The sequence below is a fragment of the Nocardiopsis sp. NPDC055824 genome (assembly GCF_053616335.1).
This window is the reverse complement of sequence record NZ_JBSHDN010000006.1, coordinates 22,985-42,973: the sequence shown is the minus strand read 5'-3', so window position 1 is coordinate 42,973 and position 19,989 is coordinate 22,985. Positions and strand designations below refer to the sequence as shown.

The 19,989-nt window shown below is 71.5% G+C and carries 14 protein-coding genes; 6 read left to right on the top strand and 8 right to left on the bottom strand.

What is annotated here, in order from left to right:
* The first annotated feature begins 105 nt into the window (after window positions 1–105).
* The 3 genes from ACWGL3_RS03165 (at window position 106) to ACWGL3_RS03155 (ending at window position 3,777) form a co-directional block, all read left to right on the top strand.
* Window positions 106–1,284 carry a threonine synthase gene (locus tag ACWGL3_RS03165; RefSeq protein WP_267944985.1) on the top strand — a complete coding sequence of 393 codons (1,179 nt, stop codon included), beginning with the start codon at window positions 106–108 and terminating at the stop codon, window positions 1,282–1,284.
* A 73-nt stretch (window positions 1,285–1,357) separates the two neighbouring features.
* Window positions 1,358–2,500, top strand: a complete 1,143-nt coding sequence (locus tag ACWGL3_RS03160; RefSeq protein WP_267944986.1) for an acyl-CoA dehydrogenase family protein — start codon at window positions 1,358–1,360, stop codon at window positions 2,498–2,500.
* Window positions 2,497–3,777 (top strand): condensation domain-containing protein, encoded by a 1,281-nt coding sequence (locus ACWGL3_RS03155; protein WP_452460742.1) that lies wholly within the window; start codon window positions 2,497–2,499, stop codon window positions 3,775–3,777. Before ACWGL3_RS03160 ends, ACWGL3_RS03155 begins: the two co-directional genes overlap by 4 nt.
* Before the next feature lie 33 nt (window positions 3,778–3,810).
* On the opposite strand, the gene ACWGL3_RS03150 is transcribed toward ACWGL3_RS03155, so the two are convergent.
* From ACWGL3_RS03150 to ACWGL3_RS03120, 7 genes are all read right to left on the bottom strand, one after another.
* Window positions 3,811–4,083, bottom strand: coding sequence for a phosphopantetheine-binding protein (locus ACWGL3_RS03150; protein WP_267944988.1), 273 nt, complete (start codon window positions 4,081–4,083; stop codon window positions 3,811–3,813).
* 297 nt (window positions 4,084–4,380) lie between these two features.
* The gene (locus ACWGL3_RS03145; RefSeq protein WP_344182124.1) at window positions 4,381–5,727 is read right to left on the bottom strand and encodes a condensation domain-containing protein; all 1,347 of its coding nucleotides are present in this window, start codon (window positions 5,725–5,727) and stop codon (window positions 4,381–4,383) included.
* Between the two features lie 774 nt (window positions 5,728–6,501).
* Window positions 6,502–6,954, bottom strand: coding sequence for a CoA-binding protein (locus ACWGL3_RS03140; RefSeq protein ID WP_452460741.1), 453 nt, complete (start codon window positions 6,952–6,954; stop codon window positions 6,502–6,504).
* Window positions 6,955–7,069: 115 nt separating this feature from the next.
* The gene (locus tag ACWGL3_RS03135) at window positions 7,070–10,507 is read right to left on the bottom strand and encodes a phosphodiester glycosidase family protein (RefSeq protein ID WP_452460740.1); all 3,438 of its coding nucleotides are present in this window, start codon (window positions 10,505–10,507) and stop codon (window positions 7,070–7,072) included.
* Window positions 10,508–10,869: 362 nt separating this feature from the next.
* On the bottom strand, window positions 10,870–11,343 hold the full coding sequence (locus ACWGL3_RS03130) for a nitroreductase/quinone reductase family protein (protein WP_452460739.1): 474 nt from the start codon (window positions 11,341–11,343) through the stop codon (window positions 10,870–10,872).
* 244 nt (window positions 11,344–11,587) lie between these two features.
* Window positions 11,588–11,806 (bottom strand): hypothetical protein, encoded by a 219-nt coding sequence (locus tag ACWGL3_RS03125; RefSeq protein ID WP_452460738.1) that lies wholly within the window; start codon window positions 11,804–11,806, stop codon window positions 11,588–11,590.
* A gap of 716 nt (window positions 11,807–12,522) precedes the next feature.
* Window positions 12,523–13,881, bottom strand: coding sequence for an MFS transporter (locus ACWGL3_RS03120; RefSeq protein WP_452460737.1), 1,359 nt, complete (start codon window positions 13,879–13,881; stop codon window positions 12,523–12,525).
* Window positions 13,882–13,951: 70 nt separating this feature from the next.
* On the opposite strand from ACWGL3_RS03120, the gene ACWGL3_RS03115 reads away from it, so the two are divergent.
* The 3 genes from ACWGL3_RS03115 to ACWGL3_RS03105 all read left to right on the top strand — a co-directional run bounded on the left by ACWGL3_RS03115 (window position 13,952) and on the right by ACWGL3_RS03105 (window position 17,256).
* Window positions 13,952–14,950: a GlxA family transcriptional regulator gene (locus tag ACWGL3_RS03115; RefSeq protein ID WP_452460736.1), complete on the top strand. Its 999-nt coding sequence runs from the start codon at window positions 13,952–13,954 to the stop codon at window positions 14,948–14,950.
* A 233-nt stretch (window positions 14,951–15,183) separates the two neighbouring features.
* A complete protein-coding gene (locus ACWGL3_RS03110; RefSeq protein WP_452460735.1) occupies window positions 15,184–15,912 on the top strand; it encodes an SMI1/KNR4 family protein in 729 nt (242 codons plus the stop codon).
* 468 nt (window positions 15,913–16,380) lie between these two features.
* Window positions 16,381–17,256 (top strand): DUF1963 domain-containing protein, encoded by an 876-nt coding sequence (locus ACWGL3_RS03105; protein WP_267944998.1) that lies wholly within the window; start codon window positions 16,381–16,383, stop codon window positions 17,254–17,256.
* 219 nt (window positions 17,257–17,475) lie between these two features.
* Here ACWGL3_RS03105 and ACWGL3_RS03100 read toward each other — a convergent pair whose 3' ends face one another.
* Window positions 17,476–19,980: an OmpA family protein gene (locus ACWGL3_RS03100; RefSeq protein ID WP_452460734.1), complete on the bottom strand. Its 2,505-nt coding sequence runs from the start codon at window positions 19,978–19,980 to the stop codon at window positions 17,476–17,478.
* Window positions 19,981–19,989 lie beyond the last annotated feature (9 nt).

Sequence of the window (19,989 nt, the reverse complement as noted above, 5' to 3'; positions counted from 1 at the left end):
CCCGAACCGCACCGGCCGACCGCCCGCAACGGCGCCGCCCGCCCGCGCCCGCCACCGGAAGAGCCGGCGCCCGACCACCCGATCCTTCTCGCGCAAAGGACCTCCATGCCCGTGGACGCCGACGCCTCCGCCCCCTCCCCCGCCTTCGCCCTGACCTGCCTCCTGTGCGGATGGCAGTGCGAACCGCAGTTCACACTGCGCTGCGAACGATGTACGGGCGCGCTCGACCCCCGCCTGGACCTGGACGGCGCCGCCCCGCGCGAGAGCGGCCGACCGGAACTGGCCTACCAGGACTTCCTGCCGGTCGAGCCGCGGTTCCTCCCCGCGGCGGGGATCAGCGTGCGCACGCCCTGCCGCCCCGCCCCCGAGCTCGGCGCCCTGCTGGGCCTGCCCAACCTCTGGGTCAAGGACGAGTCCCGCCAGCCGACCGGAACCACCAAGGACCGGCTCGCCTCCGTGGTCCTGGCCGTGTTCCGGCAGTTCGGCATCGAGGAGTGGGTGGCCTCCAGCACCGGCAACAGCTCCACGTCCCTGGCCCGCGCCGTCGAGCACGACGGCTCGATGCGCGCGCACTTCTTCTGCGGCCGCGAGTTCGCGGGCGACCACCGCGCCGAACCCGGCGAACGCACCCCCCTCACCGTCGTGGACGGCAGCTACGCGGAGGCCAGCCGCGCCGCGCAGCGCTTCGCCGAGGAGAACGGGCTCGTGTGGGAGGGCGGCTTCTTCAACTGGGCCCGCCGCGAGGGCCTGAAGCTGACCTACCTGGAGGCCTTCGACTCCATGGACGTCCAGCCCGACGTCGTCGTGCAGGCCGTCAGCAGCGGCATGGGGATGCTGGCGGCGCGCAAGGGCGCCGAGGAGTACGTGGCGACCGGACGGCTCACCGCGGTGCCCCGCATGCTGATGGTCCAGCAGGACACCTGCGCGCCCATGGCCAGGGCATGGCGGGAGGGGCGCGAAGAGCTCACCGAGGACGACGTGGTCAAGGACCCCGCCGGCCTCGCCCGCGCCATCCTGCTGGGCGACGCCCGGGCCACCTACCCGTACATGAGGGACGTCGCCGCCGGCACCGGCGGCGGCATCGTCGAGGTCGGCCAGGAGGAGCTGGTCGAGGCGCGCACACTGCTCCACAAGGTGGAGGGGCTGGAAGTGTGCCACTCCTCCGCCGCCACCGTCGCCGCCCTGCGCAACGAGGCGGCGGCCGGACGCCTCACCCCCGACCAGGTGGTCCTGGCCAACCTGACCGGCGGAGACGACCCCCGCACCGCACGCAGACCCGACTAGCGCGCCGCCCGCGGACCGCAGCGGGCGGACCCGGACCACCGACCCACAGAACCGCACCACGCCGAGGACCCCGTTGACACTCACACACCTCACCAAGCACCAGTCCGACCGCCTCGGCGGGTTCCGCGCCTTCGCCGACGAACACCTGGCCCCCCTCGCGGACGGTTTCGACGCCGAGCAGACCCTCTCCCCCGAGGTGGTCGCCCTGCTCGCGGAGCGGGGATACCTCGGGGCCACCGTCCCCGAGGCGCTCGGCGGCGCGGGCATGCCCATGGTCGAGTACGGACTGCTCTCGGAGCAGCTCGGCCGCGCCTGCCAGACCGTGCGCAACTTCGTGGCGTGCCAGGACATGGTCGCGCTGTCCCTGGCCAGGTGGGGCACCCCGGAACAGCGGGACCGGTGGCTGGGGCGCATCGTCTCGGGCGAGGTCACGGCCGCGTTCGCCCTGACCGAACCCGGTGTGGGCAGCGACGCCAAAGCGGTCGCGACCACCGCGACCCGGGACGGCGAGGAGATCGTCCTGCGGGGCGCCAAGAAGTGGATCAGCTTCGCGCAGACCGCCGACCTCTTCCTCGTGTTCGCCTCGCTCGAGGGACAGCACACCGCCTTCCTCGTGGAGCGCAACACCCCGGGCCTGTCCGTGGAGCCCGTCCGGGGGCTGATGGGCCTGCGCGGATCGCTGCTGGGCCGCATCACCCTGGACGACTGCCGCATCCCCTCCGCCCGACTGCTCGGCAGGGCCGGGATGGGACTCGCCTTCGTCGCCTCCAACGCCCTCGACCTGGGCAGGTACAGCACCGCCTGGGGCGCGGTGGGCCTGGCACAGGCCTGCCTGGAGGAGTCCGCCCGGTACGCGGGCCGGCGCGTGCAGTACGGGACCGAGATCGCCAACCACCAGCTGGTCCAGCAGATGCTCGCCGACATGGCCACGGACACCATGGCGGCACGGCTGCTGTGCCACCACGCCGGGGTCAGCGTGGAACAGGGCGACCCCGACGCCGTGCACCACACCCTCATGGCCAAGTACCGGAGCTCGACCGTGGCGGTGCGGGCGGCCGACCACGCGGTCCAGATCCACGGGGCGCAGGGCATCGGCGCCGAGGCGCCCGTGCAGAGGTACTACCGGGACGCCAAGGTGCTGGAGATCATCGAGGGCACCTCCCAGATCCAGCAGACCCTGCTGAGCGCCTACGCCATGAAGGCGGCCCGCTCATGAGCGCGCGGACCGGGCCGCTCACGCACGGCCAGCTCTCCGTCCTGCGCTCCCTCGCCGTGCACGGCCCCGGCGCACAGGCGGTCGCGAACCTGACCAGCGCCTGGGAGGTGCCGTTCGGGGTCGGGACCGCCCAGGTCATGGACGCCTGGCTGCGCCTGGTCGAGGCCCACGAGGGCCTGCGGAGCTCGTACACGGCCGAGGGAACCCCCGCCCAGCGCGTACACCCCTTCGAGCCGTCGCAGGTCCCGGCGGTCGAACTGGCCGAGGACACCGCGGCCGCCGCGCTGGGACTGGCCGCCGGGTACGCGGCCGAACCGATCCCGGTCGACGCGGGCCGGCCCTGGCGCGCGGCCGTGGCCACCTTCGAGGGCGAACCCCTCTACCTGGTGACCGCCATCCACCACGTCGCGGCGGACAACGCCGCGCTGGCCGTCCTGGAGGAGGACTTCGGCCGCCTCCTCCAGGGGCGGGACCCCGAGCCCGGGCCCCAGCCCCTGGAGCTGGCGCTGGCACAGCGGGAGCGCCCGGAGGCCGGCGAGCGGAGCCTGCGCCACTGGGCGGGGGTCTGGAAGGACCTGGGGGACCGCGATCCGGCCGACACCAGCAGGCGCCGCCGGGCCTCGGTCTACAGCCTGGAGGGCCTGGCCGCCGCGCGGAAGCTCTCGGAGGACCTGCGGGTGTCGGTCCAGTCCGTGCTGCTCGGCGTCGGCGCCCTGGCGGTCTCCCGGTTCGAGGCGCGCGACAGGCCCACCTTCGCGCTGATGGCCGCCAACCGGGTCGACGAGCGCTGGGCAAGGGTGGTCGGCTCGCTCAACCAGTACGCCCCGGTGACCGTGGCCGTCGACGAGGACGCCCACCCCCTGGACTTCCTCAAGGCCACCTACGTGCAGTGCCTGTCGGCCTACATGCACGGCTCCTACGACGTCGACGCGCTCGCGGCGCGGCTGCGCGACCAGGGAGAGCCCGACCCCGAGCCGACCGGCTTCGCCAGGCACTTCAACTTCCTGGGCGCGGTGGACGCGGAGCCCGCGCCGGGTTCCCCCCTGCTGACCGGGGCCCAGTGGCGCGGGTCCGGCCAGCGCACCGGCGCGAACCTGCACCTGGCGATCGCCGTGGGCGAGGGGGTGCTGATCGGCGTGGGGGCCAGCGAGCGCCTCATGCCCGGCGACGGCCCGGCCAGGACGGCCGCCGCCATCGAGGCCGGACTGATCGGCATCGCCGAGGGGTCCGCCCAGACCCTGCGGGAGGTGAGCCTGGACCCGGTGCGGCAGGTGTGAGAAGCGCGGCCCGCCCCCACCTCGGGCGGGCCGTCAGCCGGTCCGGCCGCCGAGGATCGCGCGGACCGCCTCCGCGATGTTCGCGGCACTGGTGAAAACCTCGGGCGTCAGGAACTCGTCCGGGAATTCGATATCGAACTCGCCTTCGATCGCCACCATGACGGAGATATTGGACAGGGAATCCATCCCGGCGGCCCAGAGGTCCGATTGCGGGGTCAGCTGTTCGGTGTTCCTGAAACCGGGAAGACCGGATATAACGACGCCAAGGACTTCCTCATCGGTAATAGCACGAACATCGGATCCCATGAATCGACCGCCCAACCCTCTGTGCTCCCGGCATTTCGAGTGAACAGTACTGAGCGGCCCGCAGAACTGTCAACAGCCCTTCCTCGGGGAAACAGGACTGACGAAAGGACTTCGTGCCGGGCCGTCCTCGCGCCGTCGGCAGGGACCCGCACACGTGGGGGTCGCCGGTTCTCCGTGCCCCTCCCCGTGAGGGGGCGCGGCGGCTCCCCGACCGTGGACACGGCGGAGGACGGACCGCGGGAGCGACCGCTCCCCACCCGCACGCGCGCGAACCGCGGCCGTCGGATCCCGCACCCGCTAGTGTCCGTGGACCGCCGAGAGGGCCAGGTCCACGAGCGAGTCCTGGACCGTGCGCAGGTACCGTTCCGCGAGTTCGGGCGGCAGAAAGGCCGTGTCGACGAGGCATGAGAGGCTGCGCGGATGCGAGGAGAGGAGGAACTGGATCTTCTCCTCGCTGTGTTCGAACAGCCATCGGAACCGGGCGTTCCCGGCGTCGGCGAGAAGCTCCGCGGCGGGGATGTCCTCCGCTTCCGCCGGCCCGCCCCCCGGTTTGCCGATGTAGTTGATCGTGGCGTTCGAACGCGCGGGGGGCACGGCCTCCTCCCTGATGCGGCGCATTTCCGGAGGCCAGTAGTAGGGGCACCGCAGCATCGAGACCGCACTGCGCTGCACCTCGCCCGCTATGTCGGGCAGCTCCCGGTCCAGACGGCGCAGCACGAGCGGGAGCTCCTGTGAGTAGTGCCCCACGGCGGTCTGCGTCCTGGCGTCGTAGCGGTTGAGGGTCCGCAGCGAGAAACCGAACTCCGTCACCCCGCAGAGCCGGTGCAGGGTGATCGCCGCGACGGCGATGAGGACCGACGAGGCGCTGACGCCCAGGTGCCGGGCCAGGAGGCGGGCGGCCTTGTCGGGCGCCTGCGAGAGGAGCTCGCCCATCCAGTAGCGGTTCGGCTGGGGCCGCACTCGCGCGGAATCGGGGAAGGGGCCCGCGGGGACGTCGGCCAGGCTCTCACGCAGGAATCTGTGCGCCCGCTCGAGCTTGCGCCGACCGGCGGGTGATTCCTCGTACGCGAGCTGGTCCAGTGGCTGCCACGGGTCGGCGGGAAGGACGTCGTCGGGGTGCTGTCCTTCGAGGAGCCTGCCGGTCTGCTCGACGAGGAGGCGAAGGCCCCAGATGTCGACGACGATGTGCGAGAGGACGAGGACGAGGACCCGGGGGGCTCCCTCCTGGGTGACCACCGAGAACCTGACCGGCAACTCGGTGTCCAGGCAGAACCGCTCGCCCGCGCTCGCCCGCGCGGTCTCCTCCGCCACCCGCTCGGCGTCCTCCTCCGTGTCGATCACCGCCACGGGGATCGTCCCCCGCGCGTGCGCCTGTTGGACGGGCTCCCCCTCCTCGTCCACGGTGTACAGGGTGCGCAGCGAGGCGTGGCGTTCCACCAGTGCGCGGACCGAGCGAAGGACCACCTCGAGCTCCGTGCCACCGGGAACGTCCAACAGGAGCTCCGAGTTGAGGTGCTCGTCGTTCGGGGCGAGGTCGGCGATGATGTCCCAGATGAAACGCTGACCGCAGGTCAGCCTGCCGTACTGCGGATCTGCGCCGCCCCACGCCTCGAAGGGGATGTCGGCGCGGCGGTCGGCGACCATGGTGGACCCTCTTCCGTCGGAGCGGGTGTCTCGTCAACGAGCGCTGCGGGGACCGGCGTTCGGACTTCGTTCGAAACCCGCCGTTGCCCTGCCTTCGAAAAAGCAGGACACCGGATTCCCGAAAATAATGCTTGCGGAGAATTCTAGCAGTTCCATCCGAAATTTCCAGGCCTTTCTCCCGACAAGACGCACCGCCGCTTCCCGAACACTCCCGCAATGCGTGGGGCAGCATAGAGCAGTCGGGGAGGCGTCAACGGCGAGAGGGGCGCAATGGCCACGGACGAATACCGGGGCCGAATTCGCAGAGTTACGGTTCCGGGGTCGGCCCGATCCCGGACGGACGCCCTTCGAACAGTTCGGGGCGGCACCGCACGGGTCTGTGCCGAGCACGGACAGGGCGGCGAGCTGGCAGACACCGCCCAGGACAGTTTCCTTTTCGGTGAGCGGTGACGTTCGCGCTGGTCATGGGAGGACGATCACGGCCAGCGGGCCGGTGCACGCCGCCTACGGCCCCCACCGGATCGTTTCCTGCCGGGTGTGATGGAGGCTCCGGCGTGTACCGGCTCCGGTGCGCGAGGCGGCGGTGGCCGGAGGAACCCCCAGAGCCCTCAAGGCAACACGGCACTCACAGCGTGTGATCACGCCAGGCGCAGGGCACCTCGCAGGGCCTTCGAGATGAGCTCTTACGCGGGAAGAGACCGGGACCCGGGGCCCGGGACGGCGCGTGCCGGGAGTCGTCGGAGAACGCCACCCGGCACGACCGGACGCCACCGCTCAGGCGCCGCGCTTGCCCCACTCGATGGCGGGGCAGGTGTCCATCACCATCGGCACTGCGGCCTCCCGCGTGCGCTGGAACGCCTCCTCGTCGAGGACGCCGAGCTGGAACCACACACCGCCGGCGCCGATCGCGACGGCCTGGTCGGCGAACTCGCCGGCCGCCTCCGAACGGCGGAAGACGTCGACGACGTCGATGGTGCCGACGGCGGCGGCCGCGTCGGCCAGCGTCGCGTAGGCCCTCTCCCCGAGGACCTCCTCACCCGCGGCGGCGGCCCCGGGGTGGACCGGGACGATCCGCTTGCCCCTGGCCTGCAGCAACTCTGCGATCCGGTAGGCGGTACGCCCCTGGTCGTTCGACAGGCCGACGACGGCCCAGGTCCGGGTGTCGTCGAGGAGGTGGTCGATGGTCTTCGGGTCCAGCCACGGCTCGGTCATGTTCGTGGAGAACATCCCCGGCGTGCCACCGATTCCCGCGCCCCGGCTCGGGCCCCGGGAGAGCGGTGGACGCAGCTGAAGGGCGGGGGCGACGGCGCACCCCCGCCCCCACGTGGCCGGGGTACAGGCGTCAGGGCTTCACAGCGATGGTCACCTGTTCGGTGACGCCGTTCACCGTGACGGCGAGGTCGACCGTCCCCTCCCCCAGCGCGCTGAACCGGCCCGTCGCCGGGTCGAACGCGGCGACGTGGTCGGCCCCGGCATCCCCGGCCGGGCCGATGTGGACGCCGTCGGAACCGGACCAGTCCGCGCTCACCGGGTAGAGGACCGGCACCGCGGTGCCGTCGTTGTCCACCGTCGCGGTGACCTCGACCTCTTCACCGACACCCACCGAGGCCGGCGCCTCCAGTACCAACCCGTCCACGTGGGGGCGCAGCTCGGTCGCCACCCAGTCCTCCGCGGGATCGCCGCCGGTGTCCACACCCCACAAGGACCAGCCGGTGAAGCCGCCGTCCGCGGGACCGGCCGAGGGGTTCTTGCCGACGTTGCCGTTGATGACGTAGGGCACGCCGTCCACCCGGTCCGCGTGGAACACGCCGACGTGCGCGCCGATGAACGCCGCGCCCTTGCCGCTCCCGGACTGGAACTCGGCCAGCCAACCCTCGACGGTGACCGCCTCCTTGCGGTCCGACAGCTCGCTCGCCCGGGTCGGCAGCGGATCGCGCAGGGGCACGTGCTGGGCCACCACGACCGACGACACGGCGGGGTCGTCGGCCGCGCGGTCGAGCTCTTCGCGCAGCAGCGGCAGCTGCGACCAGTCGCCCGCCCGATAGGAGAACCGCGCCGTGTCCAGGAAGATGAACCTGGTGCCGTGGTGGTCGACCACGTGCCGGGTCTCCCCGAACGCCTCCCGGAAGTTGTCCAGCGTGCCCTCGGACACCTCGTGGTTGCCCGGCACGTAGTAGTAGGGCAGCTCGCCCTCCAGCTCCTCGTCGAGGATGCGCCGGGCCAGCGCGAAGTCCTCCGGGGCGGCCTCGTCGACCAGGTCGCCGTTGATGACGAGGAACTCGGCGTCACTGGCCCGGATCTCGCGGAGCGCACGCCGTGTCTGGGCGACGATCCCGCTGTCCGGGGCACGGGCGACGAACTGGGCGTCGGACAGGACGGCGAACCGCCAGTCCTGGCCGGCCACGGCCCGGCCGGGCGCCACCACCGGGTCGACGACCGGTTCGGCGGGCGGCAGGTCCACCGGCGGCGGCACCATCGCGGTCAGCTCGTCGACGACCACCTCGCCGTGATAGCCGGCGCCCGGGTCGGTCTCGGCGAAGTAGAGGCGGCGCAGCGACAGCGGGTACTGCGTGCCCGGCGGCACCTCGAAGACCAGCTGCTGCCACCCCGGTTCGTCGAGGTAGCCGGCACGCAGCGCGGGCAGCAGCTGGCCTGAGCCGTCCCAGACCTGGAGGCTGGCCCACTCCCCGTTGCCCTCGGCGTGCACCCAGGCACGCAGTTCCTGCGGCTGGCCGGGGATCTCCAGCTCCCTGCCGGGCGGCAGGACACCGCCGGTACGGGTCCCGGTCGAAGCGGTGAAGTCGTAGGTCAAACCCACCGCGGCGCCGTCCCGACCCTCGGCCACCGCGACGCCTCCGTCCGCGCGCTCGCCGAAGTAGGACCAGTCGGCCGCATCCTCGAAATCGGCGACGACGGTCTCCTCCAGGCCGACGGTGACCGCGAAGCTCGTCTCCACACCGGCGACCCGGACGGTGGCGACCGTGGCCCCGCTGTCGGTGGCGGCCCGGACCTCGAACCGCCCGTCCTCGGTCACCGAGACCCGCGCGACGCTCTCGTCGATGTCCAGCTCGACATCGGCCGGCTCGACCGGCGCGGCGAACCCACGGGAGTCGTAGCCGGTCACCCCGACCACCGCGGACGCCTCGGCGTCGGCGAGCCCCACCCGCCCGGACGTGGTCTCGAGCCGGGCCAGCTCGCCCAGCACCGTCAACTCGATGTCCCCCGTGGCACTCCGCTGGCGGGCCGTGACGGTGGCGGTGCCCGCCGAACGCGCGGTGAACACGCCGTCCCGGTCCACCGTGCCGACCCGGTTGTCACCGGACCGCCAGTGCGGATCGGCCTGAACCGGTGCGTAGGTCTCGTCGTGACCGGCTGCGGTGAGCGTCCGCCTCAGGCCGGGGAAGACCCGGTCGGGCCGGGTCGGTGCGACATAGGCGGGGCCGTCGCCGCGTCCGGGTTCGAGCAGGGTCTCGACCCAGAAGCCGTCGAGCCGGCCGCTGCCCTCGGGGGCGAACAGGGCGAGCCCGTTGGGGACGAGGCGCTCCTGGCCGTCCGAGGGCCGGTTCTCGACCCGCACCTGCTCCGCGCCGGGCTCCCGCGCCACCATGGTGGTCGAGCCGCCGCCGTCGAGGTTGAGCGCGGTGTGCGCGCCGGCCTCCACCATCATCTCGCCCAGTTCGTCCAGGCCGACGCCCTCGGCGAACGACGGCTGCCGGCCGTCCACGCTGAGCAGGAACATCTGCGAGCCGTCCTCGGAGAAGCCGATGGCCGTGCGCGGGGCGCCCGGGGTGTTGTTGCCCTGGCCGGCCCGCTGGACCTCCCCGTCGACGACGAGCAGCTGACGGCCGTTCAGCGCGGCGTGGAGCTCCTGCTCCCCGCCGGCCCGCGCGTCGTAGTCGATGCCGACCGGGTCGCCCACGGCCAGGTCGGACAACGCTGCGGCGCCGCTCTCGCGACCGACCAGGACGAAGGAATCGTCGGCGATCCCGCCCTCGCGGGGCTCCTCCACGATCTCGGAGACGACACCGTCGGTGACGACGACCTCCAGCGTCTCCGTCGCCCCCTCGACCGCCCGGCACCGGCAGTACGTCCCCCACAACGGGGTGAACGCGGCGATCCCGCCGGTCGCCAGCGCCGGTTTGTTGATCGCGTCCAGCGACGGCGTCTCCCCGGTCGGCAGCTCGACGGTCCCCTCGAAGAACACCTCCCCGATCGAGCCGAGCCCGTCGGGCGTGAAGATCGCCGCCGACCCGCGGTAGTCGTTGGTGGCCGGGGACTGGATCACCTCACCGCCCTGCACGGCCACGCCCTGCGGCGCACCGGAGGCGTTGATGTCGAAGAAGTCGCCGTTCACCGCGGCGACCGCACCGGCCCGGTCCGCCTGGACGCTCAACGGCTCCCGCTCGGTCACCCGGCCGGGGAACAGGTAGTCGACGCTCACCCCGCCGGTGAGGTCGGCGGTCAACAGGTCGGCCTGCAACCAGGTGGGCGTCCCGGTGTAGCCGTCCGGCCCGTAGGCCTCGAACGAGTTCAGCGTGACACCGGGGGCGACCGGGCGCTCCGCGTTGAACGTCTCCAGCCGCGGCTCCGGATCCTCGACCGTGGCGGCCGAGCCGCCCGGCGGGATCTCGACGGTCTCGCTGAACCCGGTGTGCTCGCGCGGGTCCTCACGCGCCGTGCTCGCCTGGGCGACCGGGGCGAGGGAGAGGGTGAGGATCAGGACGGAACCCGCGGCCACCGCGGTACCCGTGCGTGAGCGGATCGACCACCGGCGAATCATGGGAAGCCTCCGTGCGGCTCGGGGGATAGCGGAGAGCCCTCTGCGTTGACTTCCTACCATCAAGCCGATCGTTTGTGTAGGAAGTGAACGGACCCCGAATCCTGTTCATCTCCCTCGCCGGGGCCGTCCACGCAGAGGCCTGAACAGCGGACACACCCACCCGCCATCGGCGTCGAAACGGTCTCCGGGCAGGACCGCCCGTCTCCAGATTTCACCTGAAGACAGCGCGTTCGTCATGCGGAGTCCCACTGCACACATCAGGCCCACGCGTCCCCGGAGCGAGGTGGTACGGGCGCTTTGCTCCCCAACGGCCGAGGCCGTGCGACCCCTTCTGCGGCGGTCCGCACCGGAGCTGACGGGCGTCAGGCGGAGACCGGGGTCAGCCGGAAGACGGGGATGAGGCGGTCCGTGCGTCGCTCGTACAGGGCGTAGTTGGGCCAGACCACGCACATGAGCGCCCAGGCCCGCTCACGTTCGTGCGACGTGAGTTCCTCTGCCTCGACCTCGACGCTCCGACCCGATTTCTCGACGAGGGCGGTGGGTGCCTCCCTGAGGTTGTGCACCCACTGAGGTGTCCTGGGCGCACCGAAGGACGAACCGGCGACGAGCAGATGCGCGCCGTCGCGAACACACAGCAGAGGCGTCCTGCGCGGCTCACCGCTGATCCGCCCGGCGACCGTGAGCATGATGTTCGGCAGACCGGCGAGGTCGAGTATCCCGATGTACCCGCGGCTGACCCGTTGGAGGCCCCGATCGAGTCCGGTGATCTGGGGCAGCAGTCTCGGTATCCACGAGATGGCGCCGATCCGCACGGCGAGCGGGGTCAACAGTCCCATGGCCGCATCGTACGGGCGGAGCGGCTACATCCACCATGGCCCACGCCGCCACGGCAGACCGGCCCCGGAACGGACACGAGTCCCACCTCCGAAGCCGCTCCCCAGGGAACGGGTACCCGAAGAGGACGGTTGACGGAAGGAGGTACGGGACTTCACCAGACGTGGGCCGGGTGGACCACCTACGGGGCACCGATACTCACCCACCGGGCGTCGTCCGGCCCCCGGAGGTCCAGGTCGACCTGCATCAACCATCGTCCTGGACGGAGTTCAGCTCGACGTCGGCGTCCTCCTGTTCCACAAGGCGGCTGTTGACCACCTGGATGGTGATCTGATCCTCCACAGCGAAGAAGGGGCCGTCATCGGTGAGGTGCTCGTATTCTCCTTCGTACTCTTCGGGGCCTTCGCAGTAGATGCGGCCCCAGTAGTAGTCGCGGACGGAGTGGAGCACGGGATCGGTCGCCATGTCCGCCGAGTGTGCGGCACCGCAGAGACTCTTCGCAGCGCACAGCCGGAACCGGCCCGGGCGCCCAGAGGCTCCGGGAACCGGACCTGGACCGGGGCTATGTTCGGCCCGGCATCGAAGACGGGCGTCCTGCGCATCCGATGGCCGCGGTCGTGCCCCCTGGCTCGACCGCCTCGCCGTCCTGATCCCGCGCACATGGCGGACCCACCTCACCGTCATACCGCTGACCGCCGCCGCGGATCCCACGAGGAGAACCGAGGACAGGATCCACTCGCGCGAACCGTCCGGTCCGTAGACCCGGTTCGCGGCGCCCACGTCGACCGCCGGGATCTCCTCACCCTCCCGGCAGGTGTCACGTCCGGCGGCGTGGAGGTAGACGCCGCGCGCCTCTCCGCCGGAGTCCGGTGTGTAGCGGCCGTGGCAGGTGCACGACTCGTGCCCGGGGTGGTGGACGCAGCTGAGAGCGGACACGGTGAACACCCCCGGGGCCCCTTCGCCCCGCGCCGCTCTCAGGCTCTGGTCGAGCCCGGCAGAGCCCACATAGGCCACGCCCGCGATCAGGAGCAGCAGGACGAGGGAGAACGCCGGCGAGGGCCTGCGCCGGGCATCGGCCTTCCCGGGGAATGCGGCGGCGTCCGCGACGTGTGGGTCCGTCCCGCCGGGGCGCGCGAGGCCGCTGTTCGCGGCGTGTCCGACACCGTTCCCGTCCATGGTGCTCACTTCCCGGCCTGTTCGTCGTCGTTGCACGGGTCCACGGTCCGTGTCCCGCCGGGTGAGGGATCGTTCCCACCGCTGCGGGCGATCCGGAGGGCGAGTACCGCCGCGACGGCGCACAGTGCGGCTGCCATGAACCACACCGGGCCGTAGCTCCCGGTCACGTCACGGGTGAAGCCGCCGAAGACCGCCATGGCGCCGGCGCCGACCTGGTGGATGGCGTTCACCCACCCGAAGACGATCGCGCCGTCCGCACCGAACACCCGGCGGCAGAGCAGGATGGTCGGGGGCACGGTCGCCACGTCCAGCAGACCGAAGACCACGACGAAGGCGATGAGCGCGGCACCGGCGTCGGGGCCGAACAGCGCGGGGAGCGTGGCCAGGAGCACGGCCCGGCCGAGGTAGTAGGCGACCAGCAGTCCACGCGGATCGAAGCGGTCGGTGAGCCAGCCGGACACGATGGTGCCGACCAGGGAGAACACGCCGATGGTCGAGACCAGCGCCGCCGCGACGGTCACGGCCATCCCGTGGTCCTGGGCGGCGGGCACGAAGTGCGTCCACATGATCCCGTTGGTGGTGGCGCCGCACACCGCGAACGTCCCGGCGAGCAGCCAGAACTGCCGGCTGCGCACGGAGTCGCGCAGGACCCGGACGGTTCGACGGGCCGCGCCCTGCTCCGTCCTCGGCCTGCTGACGAAGGAGTCGGCTCCGTAGGGGCGCTGTCCCACGTCGGCGGGGTGGTCGCGCAGGACCAGGGCGACGAGGAGCACCATCACGAACGATGTCAGGGCCAGCGTCACGATGGCCGGACGCCACCCCTGGTGGTCGATGATCCATGCGAGCGCGGGCAAGAAGACCAGCTGGCCGAACGCGCCGGCGCCGGTCAGCGCGCCGATGACCAGGCCCCGGCGCTTGACGAACCAGTTGTCGGCGATGGTGGCGGCGAAGGTCATCGCCAGTGATCCGGTGCCCGCACCGACGAGGAGGCCCCAGTAGAGGGTCAGCTGCCAGGGAGCCGTCATCACCGTGGTCAGTCCGGCCCCGGCGAGGACGGTTGCCAGGGCGGCCAGGGCGATGCGGCGGATGCCGAACCGGTCCATCAGCGCCGCCGCGAAGGGGGCGATGAGGCCGTACACGACCATGTTGACCGATGCGGCGGCACCGATCGAGCCGCGCGACCACTCGTACTCGGTGTGCAGGGGGTCCACGAGGAGCCCGGGCATCGCGGCGAAGGCCGCCGCGGCGACGATGGTCGCGCCCGCGACGAGGGCGATCAGCCAGGCCCGGTGGACCCGTGCGGGCGCCCGCCCGGTGCTGGAGGCTGTCTCCCCGGTGCTCCTGGAGGGGCTCGTCGAAGTCATGTGTCCAGACTCCGGCGCGGAGCCCCACGCCGACAGTGGCCCGAAAGCCAACATGTGAAAGTATCCGGCCATGACCGCTTTCGTCCACCCGGACCGCCACCACGTGACCGTGCTCGCCCGGCACGGCCTGCTGCCCATCGAGACGGGGATCGTCCACCGGCTTTTCGGGCGGGCCGTCGGGACCGACGGCCAACCCCTCTACGAGGTCGTGACCTGTGCCGTGGAACCGGGCGTGATCACCACTGACACCGACTTCACCCTGAACGTCCACCACGGACCCGAGGCCGTCGACGAGGCGGACACGGTGATCCTGCCCGCGGCGCAGGAGGACTACGTGGAGCGCCCGCACGACCCCATCTCCCCGGCGCTGGCGGCGGTCGTCAACCGCATCCCCGAGCACGCACGGATAGCCTCCATCTGCACGGGCGCGTTCGTGCTCGCCGCCCTCGGACTCCTGGAGGGCTGCCGGGTCACCACGCACTGGCAGTCCGTCGGGTTCTTCCGCGCGATGTACCCGCACATCGACCTGGACCCCGACGTGCTGTACACCGACAACGGGCGCGTGCTGACCGCCGCCGGGGTCGCCTCCGGGATCGATCTCAGCCTGCACATGATCCGCGCCGACCACGGCGCCTCCGTCGCCAACGAGGTAGCCCGGCACACGGTGGTGCCGCCGCACCGCGACGGTGGGCAGGCCCAGTACATCCGCCACCCGGTGCCCGATCCCGAGCGGTCCTCGACCTCCCGGGCCCGGGCCTGGGCCCTGGACCACCTGCACCTCCAGCCGAGTCTGAGCGACATGGCCGACCGGGAGGCGATGAGCGTGCGCACGTTCACGCGCCGCTTCCGTGACGAGGTGGGCCAATCACCGGGCCAGTGGCTCGCCCAGCAGCGGCTCGACCGGGCCAGGCAGCTCCTGGAGGAGTCGGACCTGGCGGTGGACCGGATCGCGCACGCAGCCGGTTTCGGCACCTCGGCGTCGCTGCGCCAGCACATGCACGCCGGGCTCGGGGTGTCCCCCAGCGCCTACCGCCGCACCTTCCAGGGGGTTGCGGACGAGGTGCCCTGATCCCCCGGGCCGACAACGGTGGCGTTGCACGAGGGTTTCCAGTGCGGGCGGGTTCGACGGGTCGCGTACGGAACGCCGGTCCGGGCGCGGAAATCCGGCAAGCGGCTCCGATCTCCCGAGCGTGAGGGGAGGCGATCCCGGCCTCTGCCCCGGCGTGCAGCACACGGTGCTGCTCGTCTCGACGCACCGACCTTCTCGGGCCGGCTCCGCCGCCCTGGGCTACGCTTCGGCCCGTGCGAGCAACGGTCTGGAACGGTGTCCGTGAACGGGTCGAAGCCCTGGCCCGACAGGACCGGGCGAGCGACGTCTTCGGCGCCCGGGACGGGCATGGTGTGACAGGAGACCGCTTCCGGCTCGCCGCCCCGCTGACGGAGCGGGAGGTCTCCTCCGCGGAAACCCTGTGGGGTGTCTCGTTGCCGGCGGACTACCGCGGCTTCCTGCTCGAGGTGGGTGCCGGTGGCGCCGGGCCGGGGTATGGGCTCGGCGCCCTGCACCGGACGGACACGGGGTGGGAGTGGACCGACCCGAGCGGCGATATGCGGCACGATTCCCTGGGGTCGGTCTTTCCGACGGCGGAGGAACGATCGCGGCTCCTGGCCGAGCACGAGGACCGGGAGCCGGTGCGCTCCGCTTTCGGGACACAGGAGGGGTTCGACACCACCTGCCGCGTGTGGAGGGAGGCCGATGACACGCTCTTCCGCCGGTTCACCTCCGGGGCGCTGTGCTTGAGCCATGAGGGCTGCGGCCACTGCCACTGGCTCGTCGTGACGGGACCCGAGCGCGGATCCATGTGGGTCGACGGCTTCCCGTCCGAGGGTGGCATGCGCCCCCTCGGCGCCCCGGGTGCACGGATCGGATTCGCGGACTGGTACCTCGCCTGGGTCGCCAGGGCCGAGGCCGCCGTCCGTCGAACCCCCTGGATATCTCGTTCCGGGTGTGATGGAGGCTCTGGCATGTCCTGAGTTTGGTGGCACGTGCACGATGGCGGGATAGCCCATGAGCAGGAGCTGGCGATGCGCAGAAACCAGTCACTGAGCCTTTTTCAACCTCACTCCCGGTGACGATGTGAGGCGGTGATGGAATCGATGTGTTTTCTGCAGAGCTGGCGGAAGATCTTCGCGGGTGAACGGTGCCCGAACCTGATGTTCCTTGGAACGAGACCTGACGGTCTCAGCCAAGCGTGTGGGATCCCCTACCCAACGGACGTGGGCTGCACCATCCATTCCCCGGCGACGAGTGGCACTTCGAAGGCAGGACTGATCATGCTCCCGGAGAGGACATGCGGCCTCGCCTGGGAGCTGCGCGGCTTCCTGGAGACGGATCGCTGGGATGGTCCAAGGTGATCGACCACTCGCATCCACCATGTACAACCCATCCCCACCCACACCCTGCCGACACAGCCGAGTTGGAAAGGGCCTATCTTCTCGGGCATGGATCATCGGGGAGAGTTTCGTCGGGCAGCGCTTGAGTTGGGCATCCCGGACGACGAGATCAACAGGTTCAGCCAACACCTTCGTTTGTCGATCGGATTGTCCGCGCGTGGCGATGGTCCTCCGGTCGGGCACATCGGTGGGTTGCCCCGGCTACCGGTGGGCATGAAGTGGCCGTCCGCCGGGGACATTCCGTTGCCGTTGCTCCTCTCCGTCGATTGCGGGGCGCTGCCGAGGGTCGACGGCTTCGACCTACCGGCAAACGGGACGCTGCTCTTCTTCGTTGACAAAGAGATGGACTGCGACGGACCGCGGGCCGATCCGGGACAGTACGCACGAGTCGTGTATGTGCCGGACGGCACCGAAACCGAGGTCGCGGAACCCCCCGGCTCCGCGTGTGTCGACGAGCGGATCGACGTCTGCGCCGACGGGCTCAGAGCCGCTCTCCCCCTTTGGCTCGAGGAGGGCGACGAGGACGAGGAGGGCTGGCACGAGTTCTGGGAGGATTTGGAGTGGGACGACATGTCACCCTTCCAGCAGCAGTTGGCCCGGTACATGGAGCGTGAACTGCCGCACCTGGACGAACTTCGGTCTCTGGCCTACGGCCTCTGGTCGTCCGGCGCCTACTACGTCATCGGCGGGTACGCCGATGACGATGCGACGGTCAGCAGCATCACGGCGAAGACCCTCGCTGAGGGAGAGCGGTTTTCCTATCTGGACGAGGACGCGCTCCGGCTGGCGAGCGACTGGATACCGCTCGCCAATGAAGGAGGGATCTACGAGGAGTACTACACGAAATTCATGATCCGCCACGACGACCTGGCCGCCGCTCGGTGGGACAAGGCGCTGACCGTGACCATTTTCGATGCCCCGTGACCAGGTCGGTGACGCACAAGCCATAGGCCCCACCCGAAGCCCAGGCCACGGTCCGGGTGACGGGAGGCGATCCCGGCACACGCCGCAGCCTCCATCAGATCCGGTGAAAAACACTGAACCAGGCCCCCGAAGCCGTCGGCTGCCGCAGGATTCTCCGGCCAATCCCTCCGGCCCGGACAGGCGTCCGGCGCCGACACTTCCCAGCGGCGCGCCCGACCCTCACCGCCGACTCCTCGTGAGGTCCTCCATCAGGTTCCTCGTGGCGGCGCTCGGGCGCGCCCGCATGGACTTCAGCTTGCCCGCGAGGTCCTGGTAGGTGCGCTCGGCGGCGTCGGGTCGGCCCAGGCCCACCTGGGTCCGCATGAGTTCCTGGTAGATGCTCTCGTTGAGGTCGTCGGCCTCCCGGGCCCGTTCCAGCCAGGCCAGCGCCTGCCTGGGGTCGTCGGCCGCCTTGGCGAGGCCGACGAAGCAGTCGGCGGCGGCCCTGCGGTAGGCCTGGCGCTTCTCCTCGATCCAGGGCAGGTCGCTCTCGGTCAGGAGCATGTGGTCGTACTCGGCCGCGGCGGCGCGCAGGCAGGTGTGGGCGGTCCTGTCGTCCTCGGCCTTCTTGGCGGCCTGCAGGGCCCGGTCGAAGCGCCACACGTCCACGTCGACGGTGTCGTGGTGGATCCGGTAGCGGCCCGGAACCACGTCGATGATCTCCGCGTCAGGGTTCTCCAGCGCCTCTCGGACGGCTACCCGTGCGCTGGTGCAGGCACTGCTGCGCAGATGGCGGCTCTTCTTGCCCGGCTCGGTCGAGAAGACGGCTTCCGTGAGGGCGTCGGTGCCCACCCCGTGGGGGTGGAGCGCGAGGTGGGCGAGCATGGCGCGTGAGGCGCTGCGCATCTTCACGCCGATGTCGACACCGTCGACGGTGATGCTCGGCTGGGGCGCGAACAGGCGGATGTCGACCTTCGGAGGTCGTTCGGCGTCCGGTTCCGGGTCGGCCCCGACAGGCTCGGCCGCCGGCTCCGAGGCGGCCTCTTCCTTTTCCTTCTCCTCTTCCGGGGGCGCCGGCACCGACTCCCCGGCACGATCGGGTTCCCCAGCAGCGGCGGCGGTGGAGAAGCCGGCGGCGAAGGTGGCCTGGTCGATGTGGAGGAGCCGGAGCCCGTCGTAGGTGTCGGTGCTCCCGTCGGGGGCGGTGACGTCGACCGTGTCGAAGAAGTCGCAGCGCAGGACGGGCACGCCCCATTCCTCGCCGAGGATCACGACCGTGACCTCCCCTTCCTCCTCTCCGTCGCGGAGGGCCTGCAGCCGGTCCTGGGCGAGGGTGTGCTCGGAGGCCTTGACGACGAGCAGGGTGCGTGACGGGCCCCCTTCGTCGCGGGCGGCGGTGATGTAGGCGAGTTCGGCCTCGGTGACGGCCGAGGCGGTGTCCGCGCTGACGGTCATGCCCGGGGCCCGCACCCGGGGTGAGGCCCCGGCCTGGGCCACGAGTTCGCGGGTGGTGATGACGCGGATGCCCGGGTCGGTCAGGGCGCGGCCGATGAGGGAGGCGCACACGCCCAGGGCGTGGGTTCCGGTCACGGCGAGTCCGTCGTGTGCGCTGACGCTGAGGTTGTCGGCGACGCGGAGGTGGCCCTGGGGATTGATCACCGCGCCGCCGGTGTCCCTGGTGACGGGGACGGGGGTGCCGAGGGGCTGTTCGGGGTCTGCGTCGGTGTCGTCGTCAGGGCCGGGTTCGTCGTGGGGTTCGGTGTCGTGCTCGTCCTCGCCGGCCTGGTGCTTGCCGCGGTGTCCCGGTGCCGTCAGCCGTCCGGCGACCGCGCCGAGGGCGCCTCCGACCCCGCCCCCTGCGAGGGCTCCGGCGAGCACCGCGCCGACGGGGAGGGCAGAGGTGTCCTGTGCCTCGGCGGCGGGCGCGACCGGTGCGGCGCCGACGGCCGCCTCCTGCTGTTCGGTCTCGCTGTCGGCGTTGGTGTGGGGGCGAGTGGTGAGGGTGTAGGTGATCTCGGCGCGCCGGTCGGCGGAGGGGCCGAGTTCGGGGTGCTCGCGCGGGTGGTCGGAACCGGCGCCTGCGGTGGTGACGGTCCATCCGTCGCCGAGCTGCTCGGTGAGGGCGGCGGCGACCGCGTCGGCCCGCCGGAGGGACAGGGCGCGGTTGTGCTCGTCGGGGCCGGTGGCGTCGGTGTGTCCGGTGACGGTGATCGCGGTGTCGGGGTCGCCGAAGAGCTGGAGGAGTTCGACGGTGGGTCCCAGTTCGTCCGCCATGGCGGGGGTGAGGTCGGCGGAGTCGAGGCCGAACCCGGTGAGCGTGCGGGTGCGCTCCAGCACGTGTGCGGGTTCTCCGGTGGGCGCGCTGTGGGCGTCGTGTGCGCCGTCGGTGGGCGCGGTGTCGGCGGGGGCCACGGCGGCGACCGCGGGGGCGGACACGGCCACCGAGCTTCCGGCGATGCCGGTCGCGGCCAGGCGCAGCAGTCCGATGCGGGGAACCTGTCCCCGCAGCAGGGCGACCGTGTCGGCTGCCACCAGCAGGGCGAAGGCGGCCCACAGCGCCCACAGCAGGGCGAGCACCAGCGTGTGTCCGAGGGGTGGGGGCAGTGTGCCGCTGAGCAGGGACAGGCGCAGGTGCTCCGCGCTCACGCCTGCGGTGTCGGGCCAGGGCTGTCGGCTCAGCAGGACGGGCGGTGCGATGAGCAGTGCCGGTGTGGTAGCGGCCAGGGCCGTCCGGATCGGGTGCACGGGTCCCCC

What these genes read in the sequence shown, in the direction of transcription:
- ACWGL3_RS03135 (WP_452460740.1), bottom strand. Translation starts at nt 10,507, where the DNA reads ATGATTCGCCGGTGGTCGATCCGCTCACGCACGGGTACCGCGGTGGCC.
- ACWGL3_RS03115 (WP_452460736.1), top strand. Translation starts at nt 13,952, where the DNA reads ATGACCGCTTTCGTCCACCCGGACCGCCACCACGTGACCGTGCTCGCC.
- ACWGL3_RS03140 (WP_452460741.1), bottom strand. Translation starts at nt 6,954, where the DNA reads ATGTTCTCCACGAACATGACCGAGCCGTGGCTGGACCCGAAGACCATC.
- ACWGL3_RS03165 (WP_267944985.1), top strand. Translation starts at nt 106, where the DNA reads ATGCCCGTGGACGCCGACGCCTCCGCCCCCTCCCCCGCCTTCGCCCTG.
- ACWGL3_RS03125 (WP_452460738.1), bottom strand. Translation starts at nt 11,806, where the DNA reads ATGGCGACCGATCCCGTGCTCCACTCCGTCCGCGACTACTACTGGGGC.
- ACWGL3_RS03130 (WP_452460739.1), bottom strand. Translation starts at nt 11,343, where the DNA reads ATGGGACTGTTGACCCCGCTCGCCGTGCGGATCGGCGCCATCTCGTGG.
- ACWGL3_RS03105 (WP_267944998.1), top strand. Translation starts at nt 16,381, where the DNA reads ATGGATCATCGGGGAGAGTTTCGTCGGGCAGCGCTTGAGTTGGGCATC.
- ACWGL3_RS03150 (WP_267944988.1), bottom strand. Translation starts at nt 4,083, where the DNA reads ATGGGATCCGATGTTCGTGCTATTACCGATGAGGAAGTCCTTGGCGTC.
- ACWGL3_RS03120 (WP_452460737.1), bottom strand. Translation starts at nt 13,881, where the DNA reads ATGACTTCGACGAGCCCCTCCAGGAGCACCGGGGAGACAGCCTCCAGC.
- ACWGL3_RS03145 (WP_344182124.1), bottom strand. Translation starts at nt 5,727, where the DNA reads ATGGTCGCCGACCGCCGCGCCGACATCCCCTTCGAGGCGTGGGGCGGC.
- ACWGL3_RS03155 (WP_452460742.1), top strand. Translation starts at nt 2,497, where the DNA reads ATGAGCGCGCGGACCGGGCCGCTCACGCACGGCCAGCTCTCCGTCCTG.